General features: G+C 65.1%; 15 protein-coding genes and 1 pseudogene. 9 read left to right on the forward strand and 7 right to left on the reverse strand.

The window, feature by feature from the left end; translation table 11 throughout:
- Window positions 1-17: 17 nt before the first annotated feature.
- Complete coding sequence (gene fdnG, locus VITFI_RS01870) at window positions 18-3,125, reverse strand: formate dehydrogenase-N subunit alpha (RefSeq protein ID WP_089415564.1); 3,108 nt, start codon at window positions 3,123-3,125, stop codon at window positions 18-20.
- Window positions 3,126-3,414: 289 nt separating this feature from the next.
- On the opposite strand from fdnG, the pseudogene VITFI_RS18845 reads away from it, so the two are divergent.
- The 3 genes and pseudogenes from VITFI_RS18845 to VITFI_RS01880 form a co-directional block, all read left to right on the forward strand.
- Window positions 3,415-3,915 (forward strand): annotated as a pseudogene (locus tag VITFI_RS18845) (sigma-54-dependent transcriptional regulator); the annotation flags it as partial.
- A 43-nt stretch (window positions 3,916-3,958) separates the two neighbouring features.
- Window positions 3,959-4,750, forward strand: coding sequence for a sigma 54-interacting transcriptional regulator (locus VITFI_RS18610; protein ID WP_198301573.1), 792 nt, complete (start codon window positions 3,959-3,961; stop codon window positions 4,748-4,750).
- Window positions 4,726-6,789 (forward strand): sensor histidine kinase, encoded by a 2,064-nt coding sequence (locus VITFI_RS01880; protein WP_198301574.1) that lies wholly within the window; start codon window positions 4,726-4,728, stop codon window positions 6,787-6,789. Before VITFI_RS18610 ends, VITFI_RS01880 begins: the two co-directional genes overlap by 25 nt.
- Here the strand turns inward: VITFI_RS01880 and VITFI_RS01885 are convergent, their stop codons facing one another.
- Window positions 6,790-7,440 carry a nucleoside/nucleotide kinase family protein gene (locus VITFI_RS01885; protein ID WP_089415565.1) on the reverse strand — a complete coding sequence of 217 codons (651 nt, stop codon included), beginning with the start codon at window positions 7,438-7,440 and terminating at the stop codon, window positions 6,790-6,792.
- 27 nt (window positions 7,441-7,467) lie between these two features.
- Window positions 7,468-7,731 (reverse strand): hypothetical protein, encoded by a 264-nt coding sequence (locus VITFI_RS01890; RefSeq protein WP_157725520.1) that lies wholly within the window; start codon window positions 7,729-7,731, stop codon window positions 7,468-7,470.
- Window positions 7,732-7,779: 48 nt separating this feature from the next.
- Between VITFI_RS01890 and VITFI_RS01895 the strand changes: the two genes are divergently transcribed.
- The 4 genes from VITFI_RS01895 to VITFI_RS01910 all read left to right on the forward strand — a co-directional run bounded on the left by VITFI_RS01895 (window position 7,780) and on the right by VITFI_RS01910 (window position 12,872).
- Window positions 7,780-8,883 carry an efflux RND transporter periplasmic adaptor subunit gene (locus VITFI_RS01895; protein ID WP_089415567.1) on the forward strand — a complete coding sequence of 368 codons (1,104 nt, stop codon included), beginning with the start codon at window positions 7,780-7,782 and terminating at the stop codon, window positions 8,881-8,883.
- On the forward strand, window positions 8,880-11,948 hold the full coding sequence (locus tag VITFI_RS01900; RefSeq protein WP_089415568.1) for an efflux RND transporter permease subunit: 3,069 nt from the start codon (window positions 8,880-8,882) through the stop codon (window positions 11,946-11,948). Before VITFI_RS01895 ends, VITFI_RS01900 begins: the two co-directional genes overlap by 4 nt.
- Window positions 11,949-12,073: 125 nt before the next feature.
- A complete protein-coding gene (gene bfr, locus VITFI_RS01905) occupies window positions 12,074-12,550 on the forward strand; it encodes a bacterioferritin (protein WP_089415569.1) in 477 nt (158 codons plus the stop codon).
- A gap of 85 nt (window positions 12,551-12,635) precedes the next feature.
- Window positions 12,636-12,872, forward strand: a complete 237-nt coding sequence (locus tag VITFI_RS01910; protein WP_089415570.1) for a (2Fe-2S)-binding protein — start codon at window positions 12,636-12,638, stop codon at window positions 12,870-12,872.
- Here the strand turns inward: VITFI_RS01910 and VITFI_RS01915 are convergent.
- Together VITFI_RS01915 and polA are read right to left on the reverse strand one after the other, a co-directional pair.
- Window positions 12,859-13,836 carry a hypothetical protein gene (locus VITFI_RS01915; protein ID WP_089415571.1) on the reverse strand — a complete coding sequence of 326 codons (978 nt, stop codon included), beginning with the start codon at window positions 13,834-13,836 and terminating at the stop codon, window positions 12,859-12,861. The genes VITFI_RS01910 and VITFI_RS01915 overlap by 14 nt on opposite strands.
- A gap of 2 nt (window positions 13,837-13,838) precedes the next feature.
- A complete protein-coding gene (polA, locus tag VITFI_RS01920) occupies window positions 13,839-16,703 on the reverse strand; it encodes a DNA polymerase I (protein WP_089417918.1) in 2,865 nt (954 codons plus the stop codon).
- 77 nt (window positions 16,704-16,780) lie between these two features.
- On the opposite strand from polA, the gene VITFI_RS01925 reads away from it, so the two are divergent.
- Together VITFI_RS01925 and VITFI_RS01930 are read left to right on the forward strand one after the other, a co-directional pair.
- Entirely contained in the window at window positions 16,781-17,749 is a 969-nt protein-coding gene (locus VITFI_RS01925) for a homoserine kinase (RefSeq protein WP_089415572.1), read from the forward strand.
- 16 nt (window positions 17,750-17,765) lie between these two features.
- On the forward strand, window positions 17,766-18,578 hold the full coding sequence (locus tag VITFI_RS01930) for a BPSS1780 family membrane protein (protein WP_089415573.1): 813 nt from the start codon (window positions 17,766-17,768) through the stop codon (window positions 18,576-18,578).
- Here the strand turns inward: VITFI_RS01930 and VITFI_RS01935 are convergent.
- Entirely contained in the window at window positions 18,564-20,774 is a 2,211-nt protein-coding gene (locus tag VITFI_RS01935) for a GGDEF domain-containing protein (RefSeq protein ID WP_157725521.1), read from the reverse strand. The genes VITFI_RS01930 and VITFI_RS01935 overlap by 15 nt on opposite strands.
- A gap of 8 nt (window positions 20,775-20,782) precedes the next feature.
- On the reverse strand, window positions 20,783-22,759 hold the full coding sequence (locus tag VITFI_RS01940; protein WP_089415575.1) for a GGDEF domain-containing protein: 1,977 nt from the start codon (window positions 22,757-22,759) through the stop codon (window positions 20,783-20,785).
- Between the last annotated feature and the right edge of the window lie 5 nt (window positions 22,760-22,764).

Consider the following 22,764-nt stretch of genomic DNA (forward strand, 5'->3'; position numbering starts at 1 on the left):
GGCGATGTGACTCCTCGTCAGGCTTTTTCGAGGTTGACCAAGAAGGCCTTGTACTCAGGCGTCTGCGTGTTGCAGTCGCCCACGGCGGGGGGCAGGTTGTTGGTGAGGTGGCCCTTCTTGGCCACGCCTTCCCAACCCCAGTGCAGCGGAATGCCGATTTGGTGAACGGTTTGGTTGTTCACCGTCAGCGGTTTCACGCGCTTGGTCACCACGGCCTTGGCCTTGATGAAACCGCGCTTGGAGCTGACCTTCACCCAATCGCCCTGCACCACGCCCTTTTCCTTGGCCAACTGTTCGCTGATTTCCACGAACTGCTCTGGCTGGGCAATCGCGTTCAGCTTGACCGACTTCGTCCAGAACTGGAAATGCTCCGTCAGCCGGTAGGTGGTGCCCACGTAGGGGAACTCTTTGTGCGTGCCCAGGCGCGCCTTGTCACCCTTGAAGATGCGCACTGCCGGGCTGCTCACCACCTTGGGGTGCAGCGGGTTGGTGCCGATGGGGCTTTCCATCGGCTCGTAGTGCTCGGGGAACGGGCCATCGACCAGCTTGTCCACGCAGAACAGCCGGCCCACACCCTCCGGGTTCATGATGAAGGGGTTCATGCCGGTGTCGGGCGCGGCATCGGCCTTGAAGTCGGGCACGTCGATGCCGGCCCACTTCTCGCCGTTCCAAGCGATGAGCTTGCGGCTCGCGTCCCACGGCTTGCCCGCTGGCGTACACGAGGCGCGGTTGTAAAGAATGCGCCGGTTCGCCGGCCAGCTCCAGGCCCAGCCGGGGGTGTTGCCCAGGCCCACGTCGGTGCTGTCGCGCCGGGCCATTTGGTTGCCGGCTTGCGTCCAACTGCCCGAGAAAATCCAGCAGGCGCACATCGTGCTGCCATCGTCTTGCAGCGTGGCAAAGCCGGGCAGTTGCTCGCCCTTTTTCGCCAGGAACTTGGTGCTGTCCTTCGGGTCGGGGATGTCCGCCAGCGCACGGCCATTGAGTTCCTTGGCCAGTTCTTCGGGCGTCGGGTTCTTCGGGTCGCGGTACGGCCACGCCAGGTTGAGGATGGGCTCGGCGCCCTTGGCCGTGCCTTTTTCGGCGTCCTTCTTGTACAGCTCGCGCAGGGCGTGGAACAGCTCGGCGATGATTTCTTGGTCGCCCTTGGCTTCGCCGGGAGGCTCGGCGCCCTTCCAGTGCCACTGCAACCAGCGTGCGGAGCTGACGATGGCGCCGTCTTCCTCCGCAAAACAGGTCGAAGGCAGGCGGAAGACTTCCGTGTCGATCTTGGCCGTGTCCACCGGGTTGGACTCGCCTTCATTGCGCCAGAAGCTCGACGTTTCGGTGGCAATCGGGTCGATGATCACCATGTACTTCAGCTTGGCGAAGGCTTCGCGCACCTTGTTGGCATCGGGGAACGAGGCCAGCGGGTTGAAGCCCTGCACCACGAAGCCGTTGATCTTGCCCTGGTGCATCAGCTCGACGATGTGCAGCACGTCGTAGAGCTTGTCCCACTTGGGCAGCCAGTCGTAGCCCCAGTGGTTGTTCTTGGTGGCCTTGTCGCCCCAGAACCACTTCATCAGGCTGACGAAGAACTTGGGCGTGTTGCCCCAGTAGTTGAACTGGCCATCGGCCAGCGGCTTGGGTGTGGTTTTGGCGATGTAGTCGGCGTAGGTCGGGTGCGCGGCCTCGTTGGGCAGCGTCAAATAACCCGGCAGCGCGGTGGACAGCAGCCCCAAATCCGACAAACCCTGGATGTTCGAGTGCCCGCGCAGTGCGTTCACGCCGCCGCCCGGCATGCCGATGTTGCCCAGCAAGAGCTGGATCATCGCCATGGTGCGGATGTTTTGCGCGCCCACCGTGTGCTGCGTCCAGCCCAGCGCATACAGGATGGTGCCAACCTTGCCCGGCACCGCCGTCTCGCCCAGCAGCTCGCAGACCTTGAGGAAACCTTCTTTGGGCGTGCCCGTGAGGTTGGCCACCACGTCCGGCGTGTAGCGGGCGTAGTGGGCTTTCATCAGGTTCCAGACGCAGCGCGGGTGCTCCAGCGTCGGGTCGGTTTTGATGTTGCCCTTGCCGTCCAGCTCGTAGCTCCAGCTTGCGCGGTCGTACTTGCCTTTGTCGGCGTCGTAGCCGCTGAACAAGCCTTCCTCAAAGCTGAAACCTTCGTTGATGATCGCGCTGGCGTTGGTGTACGCCTTGACGTAGTCCCACTGGATTTTGTCGTTGGCCACCAGCCAGTTGATGACGCCGCCCAGGAAGGGGATGTCTGCCCCGGCGCGGATGGGCAAATACATGTCCGCCACCGCCGCCGTGCGGTTGAAGCGCGGATCGACCACCACCAACTTGGCGCCGCGCTGCTTCTTGGCCTCGATCGCCCAGCGGAAACCGACCGGGTGCGCTTCCGCCGCGTTGCCGCCCATCACCAGGATGAAGTCGGCGTTCTTGATGTCCACCCAGGAGTTGGTCATCGCGCCGCGCCCGAAGGTCGAGGCCAGTGCCGACACCGTCGGGCCGTGGCACACGCGGGCCTGCGCATCGGTGGCGATGATGCCCAGCGAGCGCATGAACTTCTGCGTGATGATCCCGGTTTCGTTCGACGAAGCCGAAGCCGTCAGCATCGCCGTGGTGAGCCAGCGGTTCACCGGCACGCCGGCGTCGTTCTTCTCGACGAAGTGGGCGTCGCGGTCGGTCTTCATGTGGTGCGCGATGCGCTCCACCGCCTCATGCCAGGAAATACGCTTCCACTCGTTCGAGCCCTTTTCGCGCACTTCGGGGTACTTCAGGCGACCGGGGCTGTGGATGAAGTCCAGCAAACCCGCGCCCTTGGGGCACAGCGCACCTCGGCTCACCGGATGATCCGGGTCGCCCTCGATGTGGATGATTTCGGCCTTGGCGTTCTTGGCGCCGTCGCCCAAGCTGTACATCAGTAGGCCGCAACCCACCGAGCAATAGGTGCAGGTGTTGCGCACTTCCTTGGCGCGGGTCAGTTTGTACTGACGCACCTCCGCGTGGGCCATTTGCGGCGCCACGCCCAGCAAAGCCATGCTGGTGCCGCCGATGCCTGCGGCGCTGATCTTGAAAAACTGCCGCCGGCTGACCTGGGCAGGCTCCGCGCTGCGGGGGGTGTGGGTGGGGGAAGCCATCTCCGGTGCATCCTTGTTGTAGGAGAACGTAGCGCACCGTCTAGCAGACCCTGTGCCATTCAGGGTCTTTCGTATTTCATGAGTAGAATCAATGACTTATATCGTAATAAAGTTCAGTTTATAACGGGTCATTTCGACCCATGTGGCCCAGCCGCCGCCCATCCAGCGAGACATTCTGTCCACCATGACCCGACCCGACTGCGCCGCCCCCCCGTTCAGCGACTGGCAAGGCACCCACCTGTTGGTGGTGGACGATGAGCCCGGCATGGTCAGCTTCCTGCAACGCGCCATGAGTGACCGGGGGGCGCGGGTGGACACCGCCGGCAGCGTCGAACAAGCGGTGCCGCTGGCCGCGCAGCGCCACCACGACCTGATCTTGCTGGACATCGCCCTGCCGGGCCGCTCCGGCATCGAGTGGCTGCACGAGCTGCGCGAGCAAGGCCACACCGGCGAAGTCATCCTCATGACCGCCTATGCCGACTTGGACACCGCCATCGACGCCCTGCGCGCCGGCGCCTCCGATTTCCTGCTCAAACCGTTCTCGCTCGCCCAAGTGCTGAACGCGGTGCAGCGTTGCTTGGACCGCTCACGCTTGCTGCGCGAAAACTACCTGCTGCGCCGCCAAGTGCCGGGGCTGGCGGCGGAGGCGGTGGGTTACGTCGGTGAATCGGCGGCGATCCAGCAGTTGCAAACGCTGCTGCGCCGCATCGCGCCCTTGCCTTCGACGGTGCTGCTGTTGGGCGAGTCTGGCACCGGCAAGGAACTGGCCGCCCGCGCCCTGCACCGCCTCAGCCCACGCGGGCGCGGGCCGTTTGTAGGTCGGGCACCTCCATGTGATAGCAAAGGGCCTCAGCCCACGCGGGCGCGGGCCGTTTGTGCCGCTGAACTGCGCCGCCATCGCCCCCGAGTTGATCGAAAGCGAACTGTTCGGCCATGTGCGCGGCGCGTACACCGGCGCCACCAGCGCCCGCGAAGGGCTGTTTCTCTACGCCCGTGGCGGCACGCTGTTTTTGGACGAAATCGCCGAAATGCCGCTGGCCCTGCAAGCGCGGCTGCTGCGCGTACTGGAAGAACGCCGCATTCGCCCGGTGGGCAGCGAGCAGGAGCAGGAAGTCGATGTGCGCGTGGTGGCGGCCACCAACCGTTCGCTGGAAGAAGAAGTGGCCGCCGGGCGCTTCCGGCCCGATCTGTACCACCGGCTGCGCGTGGTGGAGTGCCGCCTGCCGCCACTGCGCGAACGCCCGGAAGACGTGCCGATGTTGATTCACCACTATGTGCGCGAGCTGGCGCAGCAACTGGGTTTGCCGCCCATCGAGATCAACACCGCCTGCCTGCACCGCTTGCAAGCCTACGACTGGCCCGGCAACGTGCGTGAGCTGAAAAACCTGGTGGAGCGCTCGCTCATCATGGGCTACCTCTGCCACGACGGTTGCGCCACCACCATGCCCCCTGCCGCCCCCACTCCGCCCAGCAGCGACACCCACGAACCTCTCGACCAAGTGGAAAAGCGCCATTGCCTGCATGTGCTGGGCGTGTGCGGGGGCAACAAGTCGGAGGCGGCGCGCCGCTTGGGCATTTCGCGCAAAACGCTGGAGCGCAAGTGCCTGGCCTGGGGCGTGCAGTGACGGCCTGGCGCACCGGCTGGGAGCGCCTCGAACAACGCTGGCCGCTGCTGCGCTGGGCGTCGATTCGGCGCCAACTGTTGATGCTGGGGGTGTTGCCGGTGCTGATCGCCGGGCCGCTGCTGGTGCTGGTGCTCTACCTCAGCGCCACGACTTACGACCGCCTGCTGATCCAAAAAGTCCGCGCCGACCTGGCCACCGCCGCCAACTACTTCGAGCGCGTGATGGACGTGACCGGGCGCAGCGTCAGCGCCTTGGCCGATTCGGCGGCCCTGGTGCGCCAGTTGCCCCACCCGACAGCCCCTGAAGCCCTGGGCGAGTTGCTGCAACGCCATCAACACCAGCATCGGCTGGACTTTGTCTGCCTGCTGACCCCTGACGGTCAGGTGCTGCGCTGCACCGATCCACAGGCCCAGGTGCAGAGCTACGGTGCTTGGGCCGTGGTGCATGCCGCCAGCGCGGGCGGCTCGCGCACAGAGCTGGACGTGTTCAGCGCAGCGCAACTGGCCGCCCTTTCACCGGCGTTGGCGCACACCGCCCGCATCCCGCTGCAACCCACGGCCAATGCGGTGCCCGATGCCCGCGCCGAAGAAGCACGCGGCCTGCTGGTTCACAGCGCCGCGCCGGTGCATGACGCCCACGGCACCGTGCAGGCGGTGTTGGTCGGGGGTGTGCTGCTCAACCGCAACACGGGGTTTGTGGATCATCTGAATGAAATCGTCTACCCGCCGGGGGTGTTGTTGGGGGGCAGCCACAGCACCGCCACGGTGTTTTTGGGCGATGTGCGCGTGGCCACCAACGTGCGCCTGCCCGAAGGGGATCGGGCCATGGGCACTCGCGTGTCCGCAGCGGTGCGCGAGGCGGTGTTGGAACGCGGCGAGCGCTGGCACGACCGGGCGTTCGTCGTGCGGGATTGGTACGTCTCCGGCTACCTGCCGTTGATGGACAGCCGTGAGCAGCGCGTCGGCATGTTGTACGTGGGATTTTTGGAAGCGCCGTTCGCCAGCGCCCGGCGTGGGGCGCAGACCTTGGTGCTGGGGGTGTTCATCGGCATGTTGGCGGTGGGGCTGTGGCTGGCGCGGCGTTTGTCGCTCTCGCTCATCCGACCGGTGGAGCGCATGCACCAGGTGATGAGTGAGGTGGAGGCGGGTTCGCTGTCGGCGCGGGTGCAGTTGCCGCGCCGGGCGGACGAGTTGGGTGCCCTGGCCGAGCACTTCGACCGCCTGCTGACGCGCCTCGAAGATCAAACCCGCGAGCTGCGCCAGCGCGGGGCGACGTTGGATGCCGAAGTGGCCACCCGCACCGGCGAGCTGGAAGCGGCGCTCACCGAGCTGCGCACCGCCCAACGGCAAATGATTCGCCAAGAGCAGCTCGCCGCCATTGGCCAGCTCACAGCCGGGGTGGCGCACGAGATCAACAACCCGGTGGCGGTGATTCAAGGCAACCTGGATTTGATGCGCGAGCGCCTGGGCGACCATGCGCGCCCGGTGCGCGATGAGATCAGCCTGATCCGTGAGCAGGTGCAGCGCATTCGCTTGATCGTGGCCAAGCTGTTGCAGTTTTCGCGCCCGAGTGAGTACGCCGGCCAGGTGGACACCATCTTGCCCGCCGCTGTGGTGCAAGATTGTTTGCTGCTGGTGGGCCACTTGCTGCGCCGCAGCCGGATTGCGGTGGAACAGCAATGCAGCGCCACGCGCACCCTGCACGCCAGCCGCAACGAGTTGCAGCAAGTGCTGGTGAACTTGTTGGTCAACGCCCTGCAAGCGATGCCCGAGCAAGGGGTGTTGAGCGTACACGTGCGCGACCAAACCGCCGCCGACGGGCGCCCCGGCGTGGCCTTCACCATCAGCGACACCGGGCCGGGCATTCCCCCCGAGCATCTGGACAAGCTGTTTCAACCGTTCTTCACCACCAAACAGCACGGCGCCGGCACGGGTTTGGGGTTGTGGGTGAGCCGCACGTTGGTGGAGCGGTTCGGCGGCCACATCGAAGTGGAGAACCGGCCCGGGGCGGGTGCGAGTTTTACGGTGTGGATGCCGTGATCAGGTGCCCCATGCCACGGCCCAATCCGCCCGCCCGGCGCTGGTTTGGATGAGGCGCGCATTCGCTTCGTCGCTGCGCGCCACCCACGCCCGTGCGGCTTCGACGCTGCGCCCGAATTGGGTGTGGCGCCGCACCAGCCGTTCGACCCGCAAGGTGTCATCCACGGCCACCCACCAACAAGCGTCGAGCAACGGGCGCACGCCGACCCAGGCGGGGTCGTCCAACAACAGGTAGTTGCCTTCGACCAGCAACACGGGCACCTCAGGCGCCACCGCCAACGCGCCTGCCACGGGCTCTTCCAGATCGCGCCGGAACTCGGGGGTGTAAACGGTTTCGCCCGTTTGCGGCTGGGCTCGCAGGCGGCGCAGCAGGTGGATGAAACCGGCAGCGTCGAAGGTATCCGGCGCGCCTTTGCGATCAGCGCGGCCCAGCCGCACCAACTCGGATTGCGCCAGATGAAAACCATCCATCGGCACGACGCACGTCGCCTGCGGTCGAGCCCGGTGCAATGCCAGTGCCAAGGTGGATTTACCCGCCCCCGGTGGCCCAACCAGCCCAAGCAAACGACGGCCCCCTTGCGCGATGAGGTCATCCAGCCGAGCCAGCACACCGGCAGGAAGATCGGGAAGCGATGAATCAAACAACGTCATGCGGGCGATGCTAGGGCACTTGCCCGCTCACCACCCGATACCCGCCAATTTCAACGCAAGGGCCACCAGCGAATACCCATTCAGCGCCCACAAGCCCGCAAAAATCACCCGATGGCGAATCAACGTGCTGAACCAACACGCCAACCCCAACCCATACACCACCCATGCAGTGAACAGCATCTTGGCTGCCAGCCCCCAGGACATCACAGGCACCACAGCCTGCAATTCAGGCAGCAACAAACTGGCAGAAATCGCAGCACCAGCAATGAGGACAGGAATTTCATACAGCATGTTGGACACGTGCCCCCTGGCCATAATTCTCACAACACAGGGAGCATCATGCGAGTTCATCACCGTCTTCTTTCGTTCAGCCTCTTGCTGGGGTTGATGGGGTGGAGTAACCCCAGCATTTGGGCGCAATCAGCCGCATCCACCGCCACCCGAGCCGCCCTCAGCGTCAGCGTCATCACCCCGCTGGCCCAAACCTGGCCGCAACAACTGCCCGCCACGGGCACCATCAGCGCTTGGCAAGAGGCCGTCATCAGCGCGGAAGGCGCCGGCGGGCGGCTCACCGACGTTCTGGTGCAAGTCGGGGACAAGGTGAAAAAAGGCCAGCTCCTCGCCCGCCTCGCCACCGACACGGTTCAAGCCGACTTGGCCCAAAGCCGCGCCAACCTCGCCGAAGCCCAGGCCGTGCTCGCCGAAGCCCGCGCTAACGCCCAGCGCGCCCGTGAGTTGCAGCCCAGCGGCCTCATCAGCGCCCAGCAAGCCCAGCAGAGCTACACCGTCGAACAAACGGCTCAAGCGCGCTTGGCCGCTGTGCAGGCTCGCATCCAGTCCGACGAGCTGCGCCTGGCCCAGACCCGCGTCGTGGCGCCCGACGATGGCGTGATCTCCGCCCGCACCGCCGTCATCGGCAGTTTCGCGGGCACGGGGCAGGAGTTGATGCGCTTGATCCGGCGCGAGCGGCTCGAATGGCGCGCCGAAGTCCCCGCCGCCGAACTGGCCCGTTTGACCCCCGGCGTGCGCGCCACCCTCACCCTGCCCTCCGGCGACACCCTGAACGGCACGCTGCGCCAAGTCGCCCCGACGGTCGATGCCGCCAACCGCATGGGGTTGGTGTACGTCGATCTGCCCCCCGGCAGTCCCGCCCGGGCCGGCATGTTCGCCCGAGGTCAGTTTGAGTTCGCTCCCACCGCCGCCCTCACCCTGCCGCAAAGCGCCGTGGTGCTGCGCGACGGTTTCCCGCTCGTGCTGCGCGTAGGGGACGATGGCCGCGTCAACGCCATCAAAGTGCGCGTCGGGCGCCGGGTGGGAGATCGGATCGAAATCCTCGCCGGCGTCACCCCGACGATGCGCCTCGTCGCCAGCGGCGGCGCCTTCCTCAGCGAGGGCGACAAGGTCAAGGTCGTGCCCAACGCCGCATCGGGAGCCGGTCGATGAACGTCTCCGCTTGGTCGATCCGCAACCCGACGCCCGCCATCCTGTTTTTCGTCCTGCTCACGCTCGCCGGCTTGCTGGGCTTTCGGGCGATGAAGGTGCAGAACTTTCCGGACATCGAACTGCCGATGGTCGTGGTCAGCGCCAGCTTGCCCGGCGCGGCACCGGCCCAGCTCGAAACCGAGGTGGCACGCAAACTCGAAAACTCCATCGCCACCCTGCAAGGCGTCAAGCACATTTACACCACTTTGGTGGACGGCATGGCGACGATCTCGGTGGAGTTTCGCCTCGAAAAACCCATCGCCGAAGCGGTGAACGATGTGCGCGATGCCGTCTCTCGCGTGCGCTCCGATTTGCCGGGCGATCTGCGCGACCCGATCGTGTCCAAGGTCGATCTGTCCGGCCAACCGATCCTCACTTACACGGTGGCGTCCCAGCGCATGGACGACGAGGCCCTGAGCTGGTTCGTCGATCAAACCGTGAACAAAGCGCTGCTGGCGGTGCGCGGTGTGGGCGCCGTCAACCGCGTGGGCGGGGTGACGCGCCAGGTTCACATCCAGCTTGACCCGGCGCGGCTGCTGGCTTTGAACGTCAGCGCGGCGGACGTGTCCCGCCCGTTGCGCCAAATTCAACAAGATGCCGCCGGGGGCCGGGCCGACCTGGGCGGCGCCGAACAAGCCGTGCGCACCCTGGCCACCGTGGCCAGCGTAGCCGAGCTGGCGGCGATGGACATCGCCCTGCCCGATGGCCGCCATGTGCGCCTCGATCAAATCGCCACCCTCACCGACACCGTCGCCGAACAGCGTTCCGCCGCGCTGAACAATGGCCAGCCGGTGGTGGCGTTTGAGGTCAGCCGTTCGCGGGGCGCGGGGGAGCTGGAAGTGGCCGCCGGCGTGCGCGCCGCGCTCGAACAGTTGCGCGCCGAGCACCCGGACATCACCGTGAGCGAGGTGTTCAACTTCGTCGATCCGGTGGCCGAGAACTTCGACGGCTCCATGAAGCTGATGTACGAAGGCGCCCTGCTGGCGGTGCTGGTGGTGTGGCTGTTCATGCGCGACTGGCGCGCCACGCTGGTGGCGGCAGCGGCGCTGCCCCTGTCCATCATCCCGACGTTCGGCTTGATGCACCTGCTGGGCTTCACGCTGAATGGCGTGACGCTGATCTCGCTCTCGCTGGTGGTCGGGATTTTGGTGGACGACGCCATCGTCGAAATCGAGAACATCGTGCGCCACCTGGGCATGGGCAAAACGCCCTACCAAGCGGCGATGGAGGCCGCCGACGAAATTGGCCTGGCGGTGATCGCCACCACGTTCACGCTGATTGCCGTGTTCCTGCCCACGGCGTTCATGACGGGCATCGTCGGGCGCTTTTTCGTTCAATTCGGTTGGACAGCGGCGGTGGCGGTGTTTTTCTCGCTCGTTGTGGCGCGCATGCTCACGCCGATGATGGCGGCGTATGTGCTCCAACCGCTGGCCCATCCGCACGAGCGCCCGCGCTGGTTGCAGCTTTACGAGCGCTGGGCCGCCGCCTGCTTGCACCACCGCTGGCGCACCTTGTTGGCCACGGCGGTGTTTTTCGTCGGCAGTTTCATGCTGGTGCCGATGCTGCCCACGGGGTTCATTCCGCCGGACGACCTCTCACAAACCCAAGTGACGCTGACACTGCCCCCCGGCAGCACCTTCCGCGACACCTTGGCCAGCGCCGAACAAGCCCGGCACATCGTCGCGGGCCACAAACAAGTGCGCCAGATTTACACCGCCATCGGCGGGGGTGCCGCTGGCGGTGATCCCTTTGCCCCCAGCACGGGCGGCGATGTGAAAAAAGCTGTCCTCACCCTCAACCTGACGCACCGTGATGACCGCCCTGGCCTGTCCAAACAAGCCATTGAGGGCGAGCTGCGCGAGGCACTGCAAGCCATCCCGGGGGCGCGGGTGAAGGTGGGTCTGGGCGGCTCGAACGACAAATATGTGCTGGTGCTGGCCGGCGAGGAAGGCGACGCCCTGATCCGCCACGCCGCCCAGGTCGAGCGCGAGTTGCGCACGCTGCCGGGCATTGGGGCGGTCACGTCCACCTCCAGCTTGCAACGCCCGGAACTCGTCATTCGGCCCGACTTTGCACGCATGGCCGACGCGGGCGTCACCACCGCCGCCATCGCCGACACCCTGCGCGTGGCCACCGCCGGCGACTACGACCAAGCCTTGGCCAAGCTGAACCTGGCCCAGCGCCAAGTGCCCATCGTCGTCAGTTTGCCGCCCGAAGCGCGCCAAGACCTGGCGTTGTTGGCGCGTTTGCCCGTGCCGGGGGCACGCGGGCCGGTGCCCTTGTCCAGCGTGGCCACGCTCACCTTGGCCAGCGGGCCGACCGAAGTCAGCCGCTATGACCGGCAACGCAACGTCAATTTTGAGATCGAGCTGAACGGCCAGCCGCTGGGGGATGTGGAAGCCGCTGCGCTGGCCTTGCCCAGCCTGCGCGAGTTGCCGCCCGGCGTCAGCCGCACCTCCGTGGGCGACGCCGAAGCGATGGCCGACCTGTTCAACGGCTTCGGCTTGGCGATGGCCGCTGGCGTGTTGTGCATTTATGCGGTGCTGGTGCTGCTGTTCAAGCAATTCGTCCAGCCGGTGACGATTTTGGCGGCGCTGGTGCTGTCCGTACCGGGGGCGTTTTTGGCGCTGTTTGCCACGCACACGGCGCTGTCCATGCCCTCGCTGATCGGCATGATCATGTTGATGGGCATCGCCACCAAGAACTCGATTCTGCTGGTCGATTACGTCATCCTGGCGCGGCGCGAGCACGGCCTGAGCCGCTGGGACGCCCTGCTGGACGGCTGCGGCAAACGCGCCCGCCCCATCGTCATGACCACCTTGGCGATGGGCGCGGGCATGCTGCCGATTGCGCTGGGCATTGGCGTCGATCCGAGTTTTCGCTCACCGATGGCGATTGTGGTGATCGGCGGGCTCATCACCTCGACATTCTTGAGCTTGCTGGTGATCCCCGTGATCTTCATCGTGGTGGATGACGCCGTGCAATGGAGCCTCACCCGCTGGAGCCACCTGCGCAAACAGCATTGATTCGCGATTCGAGCGCCGCAGCGGGGTTTGTGGCGGACAGAGGTGTCGTTCGACGCAACCCACCGCCACAATCGCCGCACTTCCATCCTCAACCCCGCACCCTGGGTGCATACGAAGGAGCAGCCATGAAAGGCGACGCCAAGGTCATCGACTACCTCAACGCCCAGTTGAAGCTTGAACTCACCGCCATCAACCAGTACTTTTTGCACGCCCGCATGCTGAAAAACTGGGGCCTGATGCACCGTGCCAAGCACGAGTACGAAGAATCGATCGAGGAAATGAAACACGCCGACAAGCTGATCGAGCGCATCCTCATGATCGAAGGCCTGCCCAACCTGCAAGACCTGGGCAAACTCTACATCGGCGAAAACGCCATCGAGGTGCTGCACTGCGATCTGAAGATCGAGATGACCGGCCACCCGCTGCTCAAGGAAGCCATCGCCTACTGCGAAAGCGTGCGTGACTACGTCTCGCGTGACATCTTCCAGCACATCCTCGACGACACCGAAGAACACATCGACGACCTGGAAACCCAGATCGATTTGGTGGCGCAAGTCGGCGAGCAGAATTGGCTGCAATCGCAAATGGGCACGGGCTCCTGAAAGCCCCAGAACTTGCACGGCAATTGAGAATAATTCCCGTTTAGTTCAGAATCGCGGCGTCCACACAGTTACAGGGTGCCGCATCATGATCGTTTGTGTCTGCCGCCGCGTTTCCGACCGCGACATTTCCGCCGCCGTGCGCGACGGCGCCATGACCTTCGACGCCCTCCAATTCGACACCGGCGTGGCCACCCAATGCGGCCGATGCAACGACTGCGCCCACGAGGTCTTTCAGAGCGCCTGCCGCAAACACTTGTCGGGCCTGCACGCTGCTGTCGGCCACCCGACAGCGGCCAGCGCCAGCCCCCTCAACGCCCGCTGACCCGCCCCGAACTGGACTGGAAAGCCGGATGCGCCCCCGGCCAAGCGTCATAGTCCAAGTGCCGCAACAAGTACGGAAAGTAGCGCACCAGGCCGTCACTGATGAAGGGGTTGATTTCCAGCACCCGAGGTGGGCCGCGCAAGGTGGTTTTGTAGTCGATGCTGCACAGGCCTTCGAAGCCCAGTGAGCGCAGCATGTCGGTGAAAACGGTGGCGTGGAGGTTCAGGCCCAGCCGGTGAAACCGCACCGCGCCCTCTTGGCCATGCACCGCCAAATCGTCCACCAAGTGGTACACCACCGTGACCATGTAGGCGATGCGCCCTTCGCGGAACAGGATGTTGGCCGAATAGAGTCGGCGGCCCGGCAGCGCCGCTTGGCAGTAATGATCTCGATCCTTGATCAACTCCGCCGCTTCTGCGGCCTCTTCCAGAGAGTGGATGATGTGGTAATCGTCGGGATTGCTGCCGCGCCGGGGTTTGATGAAAAACGGCGGCTCCAAATCGGCGCCGATGGCTGGCAAGTTCCGGTCGAACCCGCAGGAGTGCAGCAGGCTCCAACTGGCCACTTTGTCGTGGCACAGCGCCACGGTGGCGGGGCTGGGCGGCGGCAGCAAACTGCTGGCCAAGTACGCACTGAGCGGCGCCAAACTCTCCAGCGACTCTTGGTCGAGGGGCATGATCAGGTCGTTGTTGCGCACGTTTTCCGGCGTCATCGGCCCGAACGACACTTTGTAGCCCGACCGCTTGAACATTTTTTGCAGCATCGGCTGCCACTGCTCGTGCGGTGAAAACAAGATGCGCAGCTTGGGCGGGAACCAACGGCCAATGATGTGGTGATACAGCCCCATCATCATGCCCACCAGACGCGCCGACGTGTCCCCCAGCATGAGTTGGCCAGCAGGCGCCAGCCGCTTCATCTTGGCTTTGATTTTGGCTTTGACCTCGTCCTTGGTCAGCTTGGCCATGGTCAGTGCGCCTCGTCCCAGTTGGCGCCGATGCCCACTTCGGCCAGCAAGGGCACGCGCAAATCGGCCACCCCGGCCATGAGGCGCGGCACGGCTTCTTTCGCCCAGTCGATTTCGGCGGCTGGCACTTCGAACACCAGTTCGTCGTGAACTTGCATCACCATGCGCGTGGCGCGTTGCTCGGCGTCGAGTGCTTTTTGTACGGCGATCATGGCCAGTTTGATGAGATCGGCTGCCGTGCCTTGCATCGGCGCGTTGATGGCCTGGCGCTCGGCCGCTGCCCGGCGCGGGCCGCTGCCACCTTGAATTTCCGGCAACCACAAGCGCCGCCCGAACACGGTTTCGACATACCCTTGTTCCACCGCCGCCGCTTTTGTGGCCTCCATGAAACGCTTCACGCCGGCAAAACGGTCAAAGTAGCGTTCGATGTAGCTGCGCGCTGCTTTCTGGTCGATGCCCAGGTTTTGCGCCAGCCCGAACGCACCCATGCCATAAATCAGGCCGAAGTTGATGGTTTTGGCGTAGCGGCGCTGCTCACTCGACACGGCCTCGGGCGCGATGCCAAACACTTCGGCAGCGGTGGCACGGTGTACATCCAAACCCTGTTCGAAGGCACGCAGCAAGCCCGGGTCTTCGCTCAGGTGCGCCATGATGCGCAGCTCGATTTGTGAGTAGTCCGCGCTCACCATCACCCAGCCTGGCGGGGCGATGAAAGCCTCGCGCACCCGGCGCCCTTCCGCCGTGCGGATGGGGATGTTTTGCAAATTCGGGTCGTTGCTGGACAAACGCCCCGTCACCGCCACCGCCTGCGCGTAGTGGGTGTGTACCCGGCCCGTGGTGGGGTTGATCATGCCGGGCAGCTTGTCCGTGTAGGTGCCTTTGAGTTTGGCCAGGCTGCGGTTTTCCAGCAGTTTGGCTGGCAGCGGATAGTCCGCCGCCAACTCCTGCAACACCTCTTCGTCGGTGGACGGGGCGCCGCTGGCGGTTTTCTTTTTCACCGGCAGGCCGAGTTTGCCGAACAGGATTTCGCCCACCTGTTTCGGGCTGTTCAAGTTGAAGGGCTGGCCGGCGATCTGATAGACCTCTTGCTCAAGCTGGATCATGCGCTGGGCCAGTTGCTGGCTTTGCGCGGCCAGTTTGGCCGGGTCGATGAGCACGCCATGACGCTCCATGCGCAGCAGCACCTCGGTGGCGGGGATTTCGATCTCTTCGTAGACGCGGCGCAACCCCGCATCGGCGGTGATTTGTGGGAACAGCGTGGCATGCAGGTGCAAGCACATTTCACTGTCTTCGCCGCTGTAGGGGGTGGCGCGCTCGATGTCCACCTGCGCGAACGGGATCTGGTTCACGCCCTTGCCGCACAGGCTTTCGTAGCTCAGGCCTTGGCGGTCGAGGTGGCGCTGGGCCAGGCTTTCCAGGTTGTGCGGCTTGTGAGCTTCGAGCACATAACTTTGCAACAGCGTGTCGTGAACGTAGCCGCGCACCGTCACACCGTGGTTGGCGAACACATGCAAGTCGTATTTGATGTGCTGGCCGATTTTGTGGGCGCTGGCGTCCTCCAGCCATGGGCGCAGGCGGGCCAGCACCTCGTCCAACGGCAATTGCTCGGGGGCACCGGCGTAGTTGTGTCCGGTGGGCACGTAGGCCGCCCGTCCCGGCTCGACCGCAAAACTGAGGCCGACGATCCGGGCGCGCATCGCATCGAGCGAATCGGTTTCGGTGTCCAGCGCCACCAAGGGCGCGGCGCGCAGGCGGGTCAGCCAGGTGTCCAACTGCGCCAGGGTGAAGATGGTTTCGTACGCGGGCGCCAAGGTCATGGGCGGGGGGGCCGCGTCTGCTCCGGCATCCGCCCCCCTCTCCCCGGCCCTCTCCCACAAGGGGAGAGGGGGGAAGGCCGGTTGCTCTGTTGCAGCGGCCTGAGCGCTGGGCAAAGCCCCTCTCCCCTCATGGGACAGGGGTTGGGGAGAGGGGGGCACCTCAACGCCCTCGGCCACCAGTTCAGCCTGCAACTCACGCCCCCAGGTTCGGAAACCGTAACGCCCGTAAAACTGCACCAACCCGACGCGATCGACCTCGCGCAGCGCCAAGCCTTCCAGCTCCGGCCAGCCGGCGATGTGTTCGCCCAACTCGCAATCGGTTTTGATGGTGATGAGGCGCCGGCCTTGGGGCAGCCAGTCGAGTGCATCGCGCAGGTTTTGGCCCGTCACGCCCTTGAAACTGCCCGCCGCTGCGACGATGGCATCCAACGAACCGTGTTCAGCCAGCCACTTCACCGCCGTCTTCGGGCCGACTTTGGCCACGCCGGGAACGTTGTCCACCGTGTCGCCGATCAAAGTCAGGTAATCGATGATTTGATCCGGGCGCACGCCGAATTTGGCCAGAACGCCCGCCTCATCCAGCGCCTCGTTCGTCATGGTGTTGATGAGGCTGACCTGCGGGGTGACAAGCTGGGCCATGTCCTTATCGCCCGTGGAAATCACCACCGGGTGGCCGCTGGCCGCCCCGACACGCGCCAGGGTGCCGATGGCGTCATCGGCTTCGATGCCCGGCACCATCAAAACGGGCCAGCCCATGAGGCGCACCACCTCGTGAATCGGCTCGATTTGGGCCCGCAAATCGTCCGGCATGGGCGAACGGTTCGCTTTGTATTGCGGATACCACGCATCGCGGAAGGTCGGGCCGGGCGCATCGAACACACACACCGCATGCGCCGCCCCGACTTGCTCGGGCAAGCGGCGCAGCATCGCCACCATGCCGTGGATGGCGCCGGTGGGCACGCCGCCGGGGCCGCGCAGGTCGGGCATGGCGTGATAAGCACGGTAAAGGTAGCTGGAGCCGTCCACCAGCAGCAAGGTCTTGTCGCTCATGGGGGCGGATTGTGACCCGCTGCCCCCATCGGCCAAGCGGGTGACAATCTCAACTCTCCTGCATCGATGGATTTCCCATGGCGGTCTACACCCCCATCACCCCCGACGACGTGACCCCTTTGCTAGCGGCCCTGCAACTCGGCCCCCTGCAAGCCTGCGAGCCCATCGGCAGCGGCATCGAAAACACCAATTACTTCGTCACCACCGAGGACGGCGCCTGGGTGCTCACCCTGTTCGAGCGGCTGGAAACCGACCAGTTGCCCTACTACCTGCGCCTGATGCAGCACCTGGCCCAGCGCGGCCTGCCCGTGCCCGAACCGCGTGCGAATGCCGAAGGAACGCTGGTGCACCGCGTGGCGGGCAAACCGGCTGCCTTGGTGAATCGCCTGCCGGGCCACAGTGTCGAAGCCCCGGACGTTCACCATGTCGCCCAATTGGGTGCCACGCTGGCGCGGATGCACCAAGCTGTGGCCGACTTCCCGCTGCATCAAGACAACCTGCGCGGCCCGGCTTGGCGTGAACACATCGCCCCCGCCGTGCTGCCCTACTTGGACGCCGCCCGCCAAACCCTGTTGCGTGACGAGCTGGTGTTTCAGCAGCATCTGAGCGCCTCGGCGGTGGCGCACGGCCTGCCCGCTGGTGCCGTCCACGCCGACTTGTTCCGCGACAACGCCTTGTTCGATGGCCTGCCTGACCGCGAACGCCTCAGCGGGGTGTTCGACTTTTATTTCGCAGGCCACGACCATTTCGCCTACGACCTGGCCGTGGTGCTGAACGACTGGTGCATCGACCTCGACAGCGGCCAGCTCGACCCCACCCGCGCCCAAGCCCTGATCGACGCTTACCGCCAAGAACGCCCCCCCCACGGGGCGGAATGGCTGCTGTTGCCCGGGTTGCGCCGGGCGGCGGCGCTGCGCTTTTGGCTGTCGCGCTTGGCGGACTGGCACCTGCCCCGCCCCGCCCACGTGCTGCAACCCAAACCCCCCGAACATTTTGAGCGTGTGCTGCGGGCGTGCATCGACACCCCTTGGCATCCTGCGCTCTGATGCCACCGCTTCCACCATGAAATTCAAACTGCAAACCGTCCCCGCCGCTCAAGGGTTCGAATGGGTGCGCAGTGGCCTGCGCGAGCTGCGCCACCGCCCCTGGCCTTACATGAGCCTGTTGTTAACCTTCATGTTCGTCTTGATGCTGGGCTCCCTGCTGCCCGGCGGTGGGCTGCTGATGCTGCTGACCGTTCCGCTGTTGAGCCTGGCGTTCATGATGGCCACGCGGGCCAGCTTGAACGGCCACACCCCGGGGCCGGGGGTGTTCATCGCCCCTTGGACCCACCAGCACCGCCACCTCCGCCAACCCTTGATGACGCTGTGCCTGATCTACGCCGTGCTGTCCTGGGTGGCCATGGCGCTGGGAACGTGGGTCGATGACGGGGCCTTTGCCGAACTGATCGTGGCCGTGAACGACCCGGACAGCACCGCTGCGCAAGTCGAAGAACTGAGCAACGCCCCTGGGCTGCTCAGTGGCATCGTGATCCGCTTGAGCCTGACGATGCTGCTCGGCGTGCCGCTGTGGCATGCCCCGGCACTGATTGTCTGGGGGGGGCAAAGCGTCGGGCAGGCGATGTTCTCCAGCACCCTGGCGCTGTGGCGGTCACGGGGGGCTTTCGTGCTCTACGGACTGGGCTGGATGGGCGTGGCCTTGGCCGCCATGGGATTGAGCTCGGTTCTCGGCGCCCTGCTGGGCAACAGCACATTGGCCAGCTTGGTGATCATGCCCATCGGCTTGGCGGTGACCAGCGCTTACTACGCCTCGCTGTTCTTCTCGTTCCAGGGGTGTTTCTTGGCCGAATCGACCGCCCCCTCACCCCCCCGTTGACCCCAACGCCAACGACGTCCCCGAGTGCGGCGAAGTTGGCGACGGCATGAGCACGCTGAAATCTGCTGTCTGGCGCCGGTACACCGACAACTGCGTGCCCGGGCCCAGGGCCTGCACATCGGCGTGGCAGCCCAGGGCATCCACCTCCCGTGGGCCGACGCTGGGGCTGAGGGTCTGCAACCCAATGGCCCGGTCGCGCCCCTGTTGCTTGGCGGCGTACAGCAGCATGTCCACCAGCTTGAGCGCCCGCTCCCACCCCAGTTTGGCGTTCGAACCCAGCAGCGGGAACAGGCCATGCCCCATCGACACCGTGACCCGCAGCGCCTGCCCATCCGCCAACACCACGGGCACATCACCGATGGCGTGCAGCACACGTTGCGCCAGTGCGTCCAGGGAGGCCACGGGGTCGTCCACCCACACCAAAAACTCCTCCCCGCCCCAGCGGCTCACCAAGCCTTGTTCCCCTACCACGCGCACCAACCGCTGGGCCACCTCAACCAGTACGGCATCGCCAGCCGCATGCCCCTGCTCGTCGTTGATGTGCTTGAAGTGGTCGATGTCCAGCAGCATGATCCCGCCCTGAAACACCTCATACAGGTGCGCCGTTTGTAATCGATTGCTCACATGGCGTCGATTCGCCAAGCCGGTGAGTGCGTCCCGCTCGCTTTGCAGGCGCAATTCTCCTTCGCTGTGGCTCAAGCGCCGTGTCAGATCGCGGGCACGCATGGCCAGTAGCAGCACCAGCACGCTGATCAGCACCAAAAATGCCACCGCCAGAACCACTAACCGCACCACCAGGGCTTGGTGATCCAACTGGGCGGTTTCGAGCGCATGCGTCCGGCCCAACTGATCCAGCTCACGCTGCTTCTTCGCCACGGCAAACTGCTCCCGCAGTTGTGCCATGAAGGCTTGGCGGTTGTCCTGCTCGATGCGCTCCAGCAAGACCCGCTCTTGGTGAAAGTACTGCAAGGCTTCAGCCGTCCGCCCCAGGCGTTCAAAAATCACGGAAGCCTCGCGCCAGCCCGCCGCTTGGTGTGCCCAAGCACCGCTGGCTTGCCACAAGTTTTGTGCCCGCTTCAGTTCCTGTTCACCCTCCCCGACGGGCCGGCGCAGCAGCAAACGCGCCAGCCCATCGACATGGTGGAGCTGCGCCTGCAACGGAACATCCTGGGTGCGCTGCAAGGCCCGCAACGCGTCTTCGACCAGGGTCAACGCCCGCTGTGGCCGGCTCTCCAGCCAATAACGCGCCAGGGCCAATTGCACTTGGGCCGATAAGCGCGGCGCCCCGATCTGCTGGCTCAACTCCCACGCTTCGGTCAGCTTGAGCAGTTGCGTCTCTCGAGGCAACTGCGCCTGCCCCAAAGCCGCTTCCGCCACGCGCCAGTGCAGCAGCGCCACTTGCAGGCTTTCCCCCTGAACAGGCCGGATCATCTGCTGTAGGGTCTGCTGGGCTTGGTTGTACTGCCCCAATGCGTGCTGCGCGTAGGCCACACCCAGGGCGCTGCGCACCTCCAACCCTTCGTCGGCAGCCCGTTGGGCGATTTTCCGGGCGCGTAACGACCAGTCTTGGGCCTGCACGTAATGCCCTTCGACACGCGCTTGTTCAGCCATCAAATCGAGGCTGTACCACCACGCCCGCAAGCTACACAGGGGGCTGGGCACAGCGGCCTCGCACACCAAGGCGTAGTCCCGCTGGGCGGCTTGCGCCTGGGAGCGCGCCGTGTTCGCATCGCCCGACAGCGTGGCGTACTGCGCCAGCGCCAACGCCTGATCGGCCCGCACACGCGCCTCTCGACGCTCGGGATCGAGTTCACGCAAGTGCCCCAACGCCGTCTGCAAGGAGGGAATCATGCCCGCCCGCGCAGCAATGAGCGCCTGGGCATGCCACAACGTGTGCCGCCACAAAGCCGCCGATACCCCCGTTGGCGGTGGCTCCGAGGTCTCCATGCGTTGCAGCAGATCCAGTATCTCCGCAGGCGATTCGTCCCCCTGATGAATCCACGCATCGACCAGACGTCCGAGCTGATGGCCCTGCTCCAGGGCCTTGCCTGCGGCCTGCACCGGCACTTCAGAACCCGAGGCCGGCGAAGCTGACTGCACAGCCGCCTGCGGAGGCACAGGTGTTGGCACTTGCAGTGCCAAGCTGCCTGCGTGCAAACCCCACAACAGTCCTCCGGCCACCCCCCAGCGACGCATCTTCCGCCTCATTGCACCGCTCCCGGCCCCCGTTGCTCGACCAGCCGCAACCCCTCTGCCACGGGCGTTCGGCCTGGATCGTTCACGCCTGCGGCGATGGCGTCCACATCGGTGCTCTGGCTGCTCCACAGCCCCCAAGCCCGGTGACGTCCTTGCTGCTTGGCGTGGTACATCAAGGCATCCACCCACGCCAGCGCCGTGTCCCAAGGCACCTCCACCCCGTGCGGCGCCACTGGAAACACCCCCCATCCCAAGGAACCCGTGATGTGCAAAGGCCCCGCCTGCGTCAACACCGGTTTGCGGCTCAAAACATCCAACAGCCGCGTGACCCACACCCGCATGCGTTCGGCATCGGTGTCCACGATGCGGATCAGAAACTCCTCGCCGCCCCAGCGCACCACCGTGTGGGGTGGGGGCAACAAGGCTTGCAGCCGCTGTGCCACGGCCACCAACACCTCGTCGCCCACGGCGTGCCCATGGCGATCGTTGATGTGCTTGAAAAAATCCAGGTCGATCAGGCACAGCCCGCCCGAAGCCTGGGGCTGGTGCGCCACATGCTGGTGCCAGTGGCGACGGTTGGGCAGCCCCGTCAAGGCATCGGTCAAACTCTGGTGCTGCAACTGCGATGTGATGACAGCCAGCGCCCGCTGTGCCGCTCGGCTGCGAGCGTACCAACGCCACATCAACGGCAGCAACAGCAACAGGATGACAAGCCCAGCACTCCAAACACGCACCTGAAGTTGCCGTCCCTGCAAAGCCTGTGCATTGAGCTGGCGCTGTGCCTCCAACTCACGCCGGTCGTGCTCGATTTGCGCAGCATCCAACTCCGCTTGCAACGCCAAGAGCTGCGCCTGCTGTTCGTTGAGCGTCATCTCTGCCGCCAGCGCTTGGGCCTGTCGATGGGCCCTCAAAGCCAGTTCGGGCGCTTTCACACGTTCCAGCGCCCACGCTTGCTGCTTCAACAGTTCGAGCATGGGCGTCAGGCGCCCGGCGCTCTGCAAGCGATCCAACACCCCTTGCATCAAGCGCAGCCCCTCGTCTTGGCGATTCATCACCACCAGCGACAGCCCCAAATAACCCTGCGCCAAATCGATCAGATACGGAGCCCGCTCGCGCTGTGCCAACTCCAGCGCTTGGGCAGCCAGTTGCTGCCCGCGCACCACATCGCCCCGCTGAACGTGTTTACCGGCCAGTTCAGCCAAGGTTTTGACCTCCTGCGCCACCACATCGGCCAGACGCGCCTGGCTGACTGCATCTTCCATGGCCTGGAGGCTTCGGTCTTCGTCGGCCCGGTTGGGCACCATCGCGTACAGCAAGGATTCCACGCGGGACACTTCACTTTGTGCCAAAGCGTCTGGCATTTGGTCGAGCAAGCCCGCTGCTTCCGTGTTGAGGCGCTGCGCCTGCTCCCACTGCCCGACGTACAACAGCGTCTGCGCCAACCCACTGAGCAGCAAACTCTGGCGCCACAAGGACAACGTCTTGCCATCCCCGATGGCCCGGCGGTACAAGTTAGCAGCCTCAATGAACTGATGGCGCTCCGTCTTGACCCGCGCCAACCATTCGACACAGCGCAACCGGGGGATGGCCGTTCTCAGTGCGGCATCCGGCCACCCGGCCATGGCCCGTTTGAGCCAGCGCTCGGCCTGTTCGGCATCACCTTGAACATACAGGCGCTCCCCCTGCAAACAATCTCCCAATGCCTGCGCCAGTTGGCCGCCGTGGCGCAGCGTGTCCAGGGTGTGTGACAAACCGACGTCGTCTCCCAGACGCAACTGGGCGCTGCCCATCAGGGCTTGGATGGCATCGTGCTCCTCCGATCCCACAGGCAAGCGCACCGCCCACGCCCGCAGCACCTGGGCAGCGGGGCCGGGCTGTGCCAGCACATTGCGCTCCAACACCTGCCAGTCGGGACGCTCTGAAGCCTGAACCGGGCCCAGCCCGGCCAGGCCCATCCACACCCACAGAACCAGCGACCGGGTCATGATGC

The organism is Vitreoscilla filiformis (assembly GCF_002222655.1).
GTDB lineage: Bacteria > Pseudomonadota > Gammaproteobacteria > Burkholderiales > Burkholderiaceae_C > Ideonella > Ideonella filiformis.

Coding starts and splice junctions, on each gene's coding strand:
- VITFI_RS01940 (WP_089415575.1), bottom strand. CDS start 22,759: ATGACCCGGTCGCTGGTTCTGTGGGTGTGGATGGGCCTGGCCGGGCTG.
- VITFI_RS01900 (WP_089415568.1), top strand. CDS start 8,880: ATGAACGTCTCCGCTTGGTCGATCCGCAACCCGACGCCCGCCATCCTG.
- bfr (WP_089415569.1), top strand. CDS start 12,074: ATGAAAGGCGACGCCAAGGTCATCGACTACCTCAACGCCCAGTTGAAG.
- polA (WP_089417918.1), bottom strand. CDS start 16,703: ATGAGCGACAAGACCTTGCTGCTGGTGGACGGCTCCAGCTACCTTTAC.
- VITFI_RS01895 (WP_089415567.1), top strand. CDS start 7,780: ATGCGAGTTCATCACCGTCTTCTTTCGTTCAGCCTCTTGCTGGGGTTG.
- VITFI_RS01885 (WP_089415565.1), bottom strand. CDS start 7,440: ATGACGTTGTTTGATTCATCGCTTCCCGATCTTCCTGCCGGTGTGCTG.
- VITFI_RS01935 (WP_157725521.1), bottom strand. CDS start 20,774: ATGCGTCGCTGGGGGGTGGCCGGAGGACTGTTGTGGGGTTTGCACGCA.
- VITFI_RS01930 (WP_089415573.1), top strand. CDS start 17,766: ATGAAATTCAAACTGCAAACCGTCCCCGCCGCTCAAGGGTTCGAATGG.
- fdnG (WP_089415564.1), bottom strand. CDS start 3,125: ATGGCTTCCCCCACCCACACCCCCCGCAGCGCGGAGCCTGCCCAGGTC.
- VITFI_RS01910 (WP_089415570.1), top strand. CDS start 12,636: ATGATCGTTTGTGTCTGCCGCCGCGTTTCCGACCGCGACATTTCCGCC.
- VITFI_RS01915 (WP_089415571.1), bottom strand. CDS start 13,836: ATGGCCAAGCTGACCAAGGACGAGGTCAAAGCCAAAATCAAAGCCAAG.
- VITFI_RS01890 (WP_157725520.1), bottom strand. CDS start 7,731: ATGCTGTATGAAATTCCTGTCCTCATTGCTGGTGCTGCGATTTCTGCC.
- VITFI_RS01925 (WP_089415572.1), top strand. CDS start 16,781: ATGGCGGTCTACACCCCCATCACCCCCGACGACGTGACCCCTTTGCTA.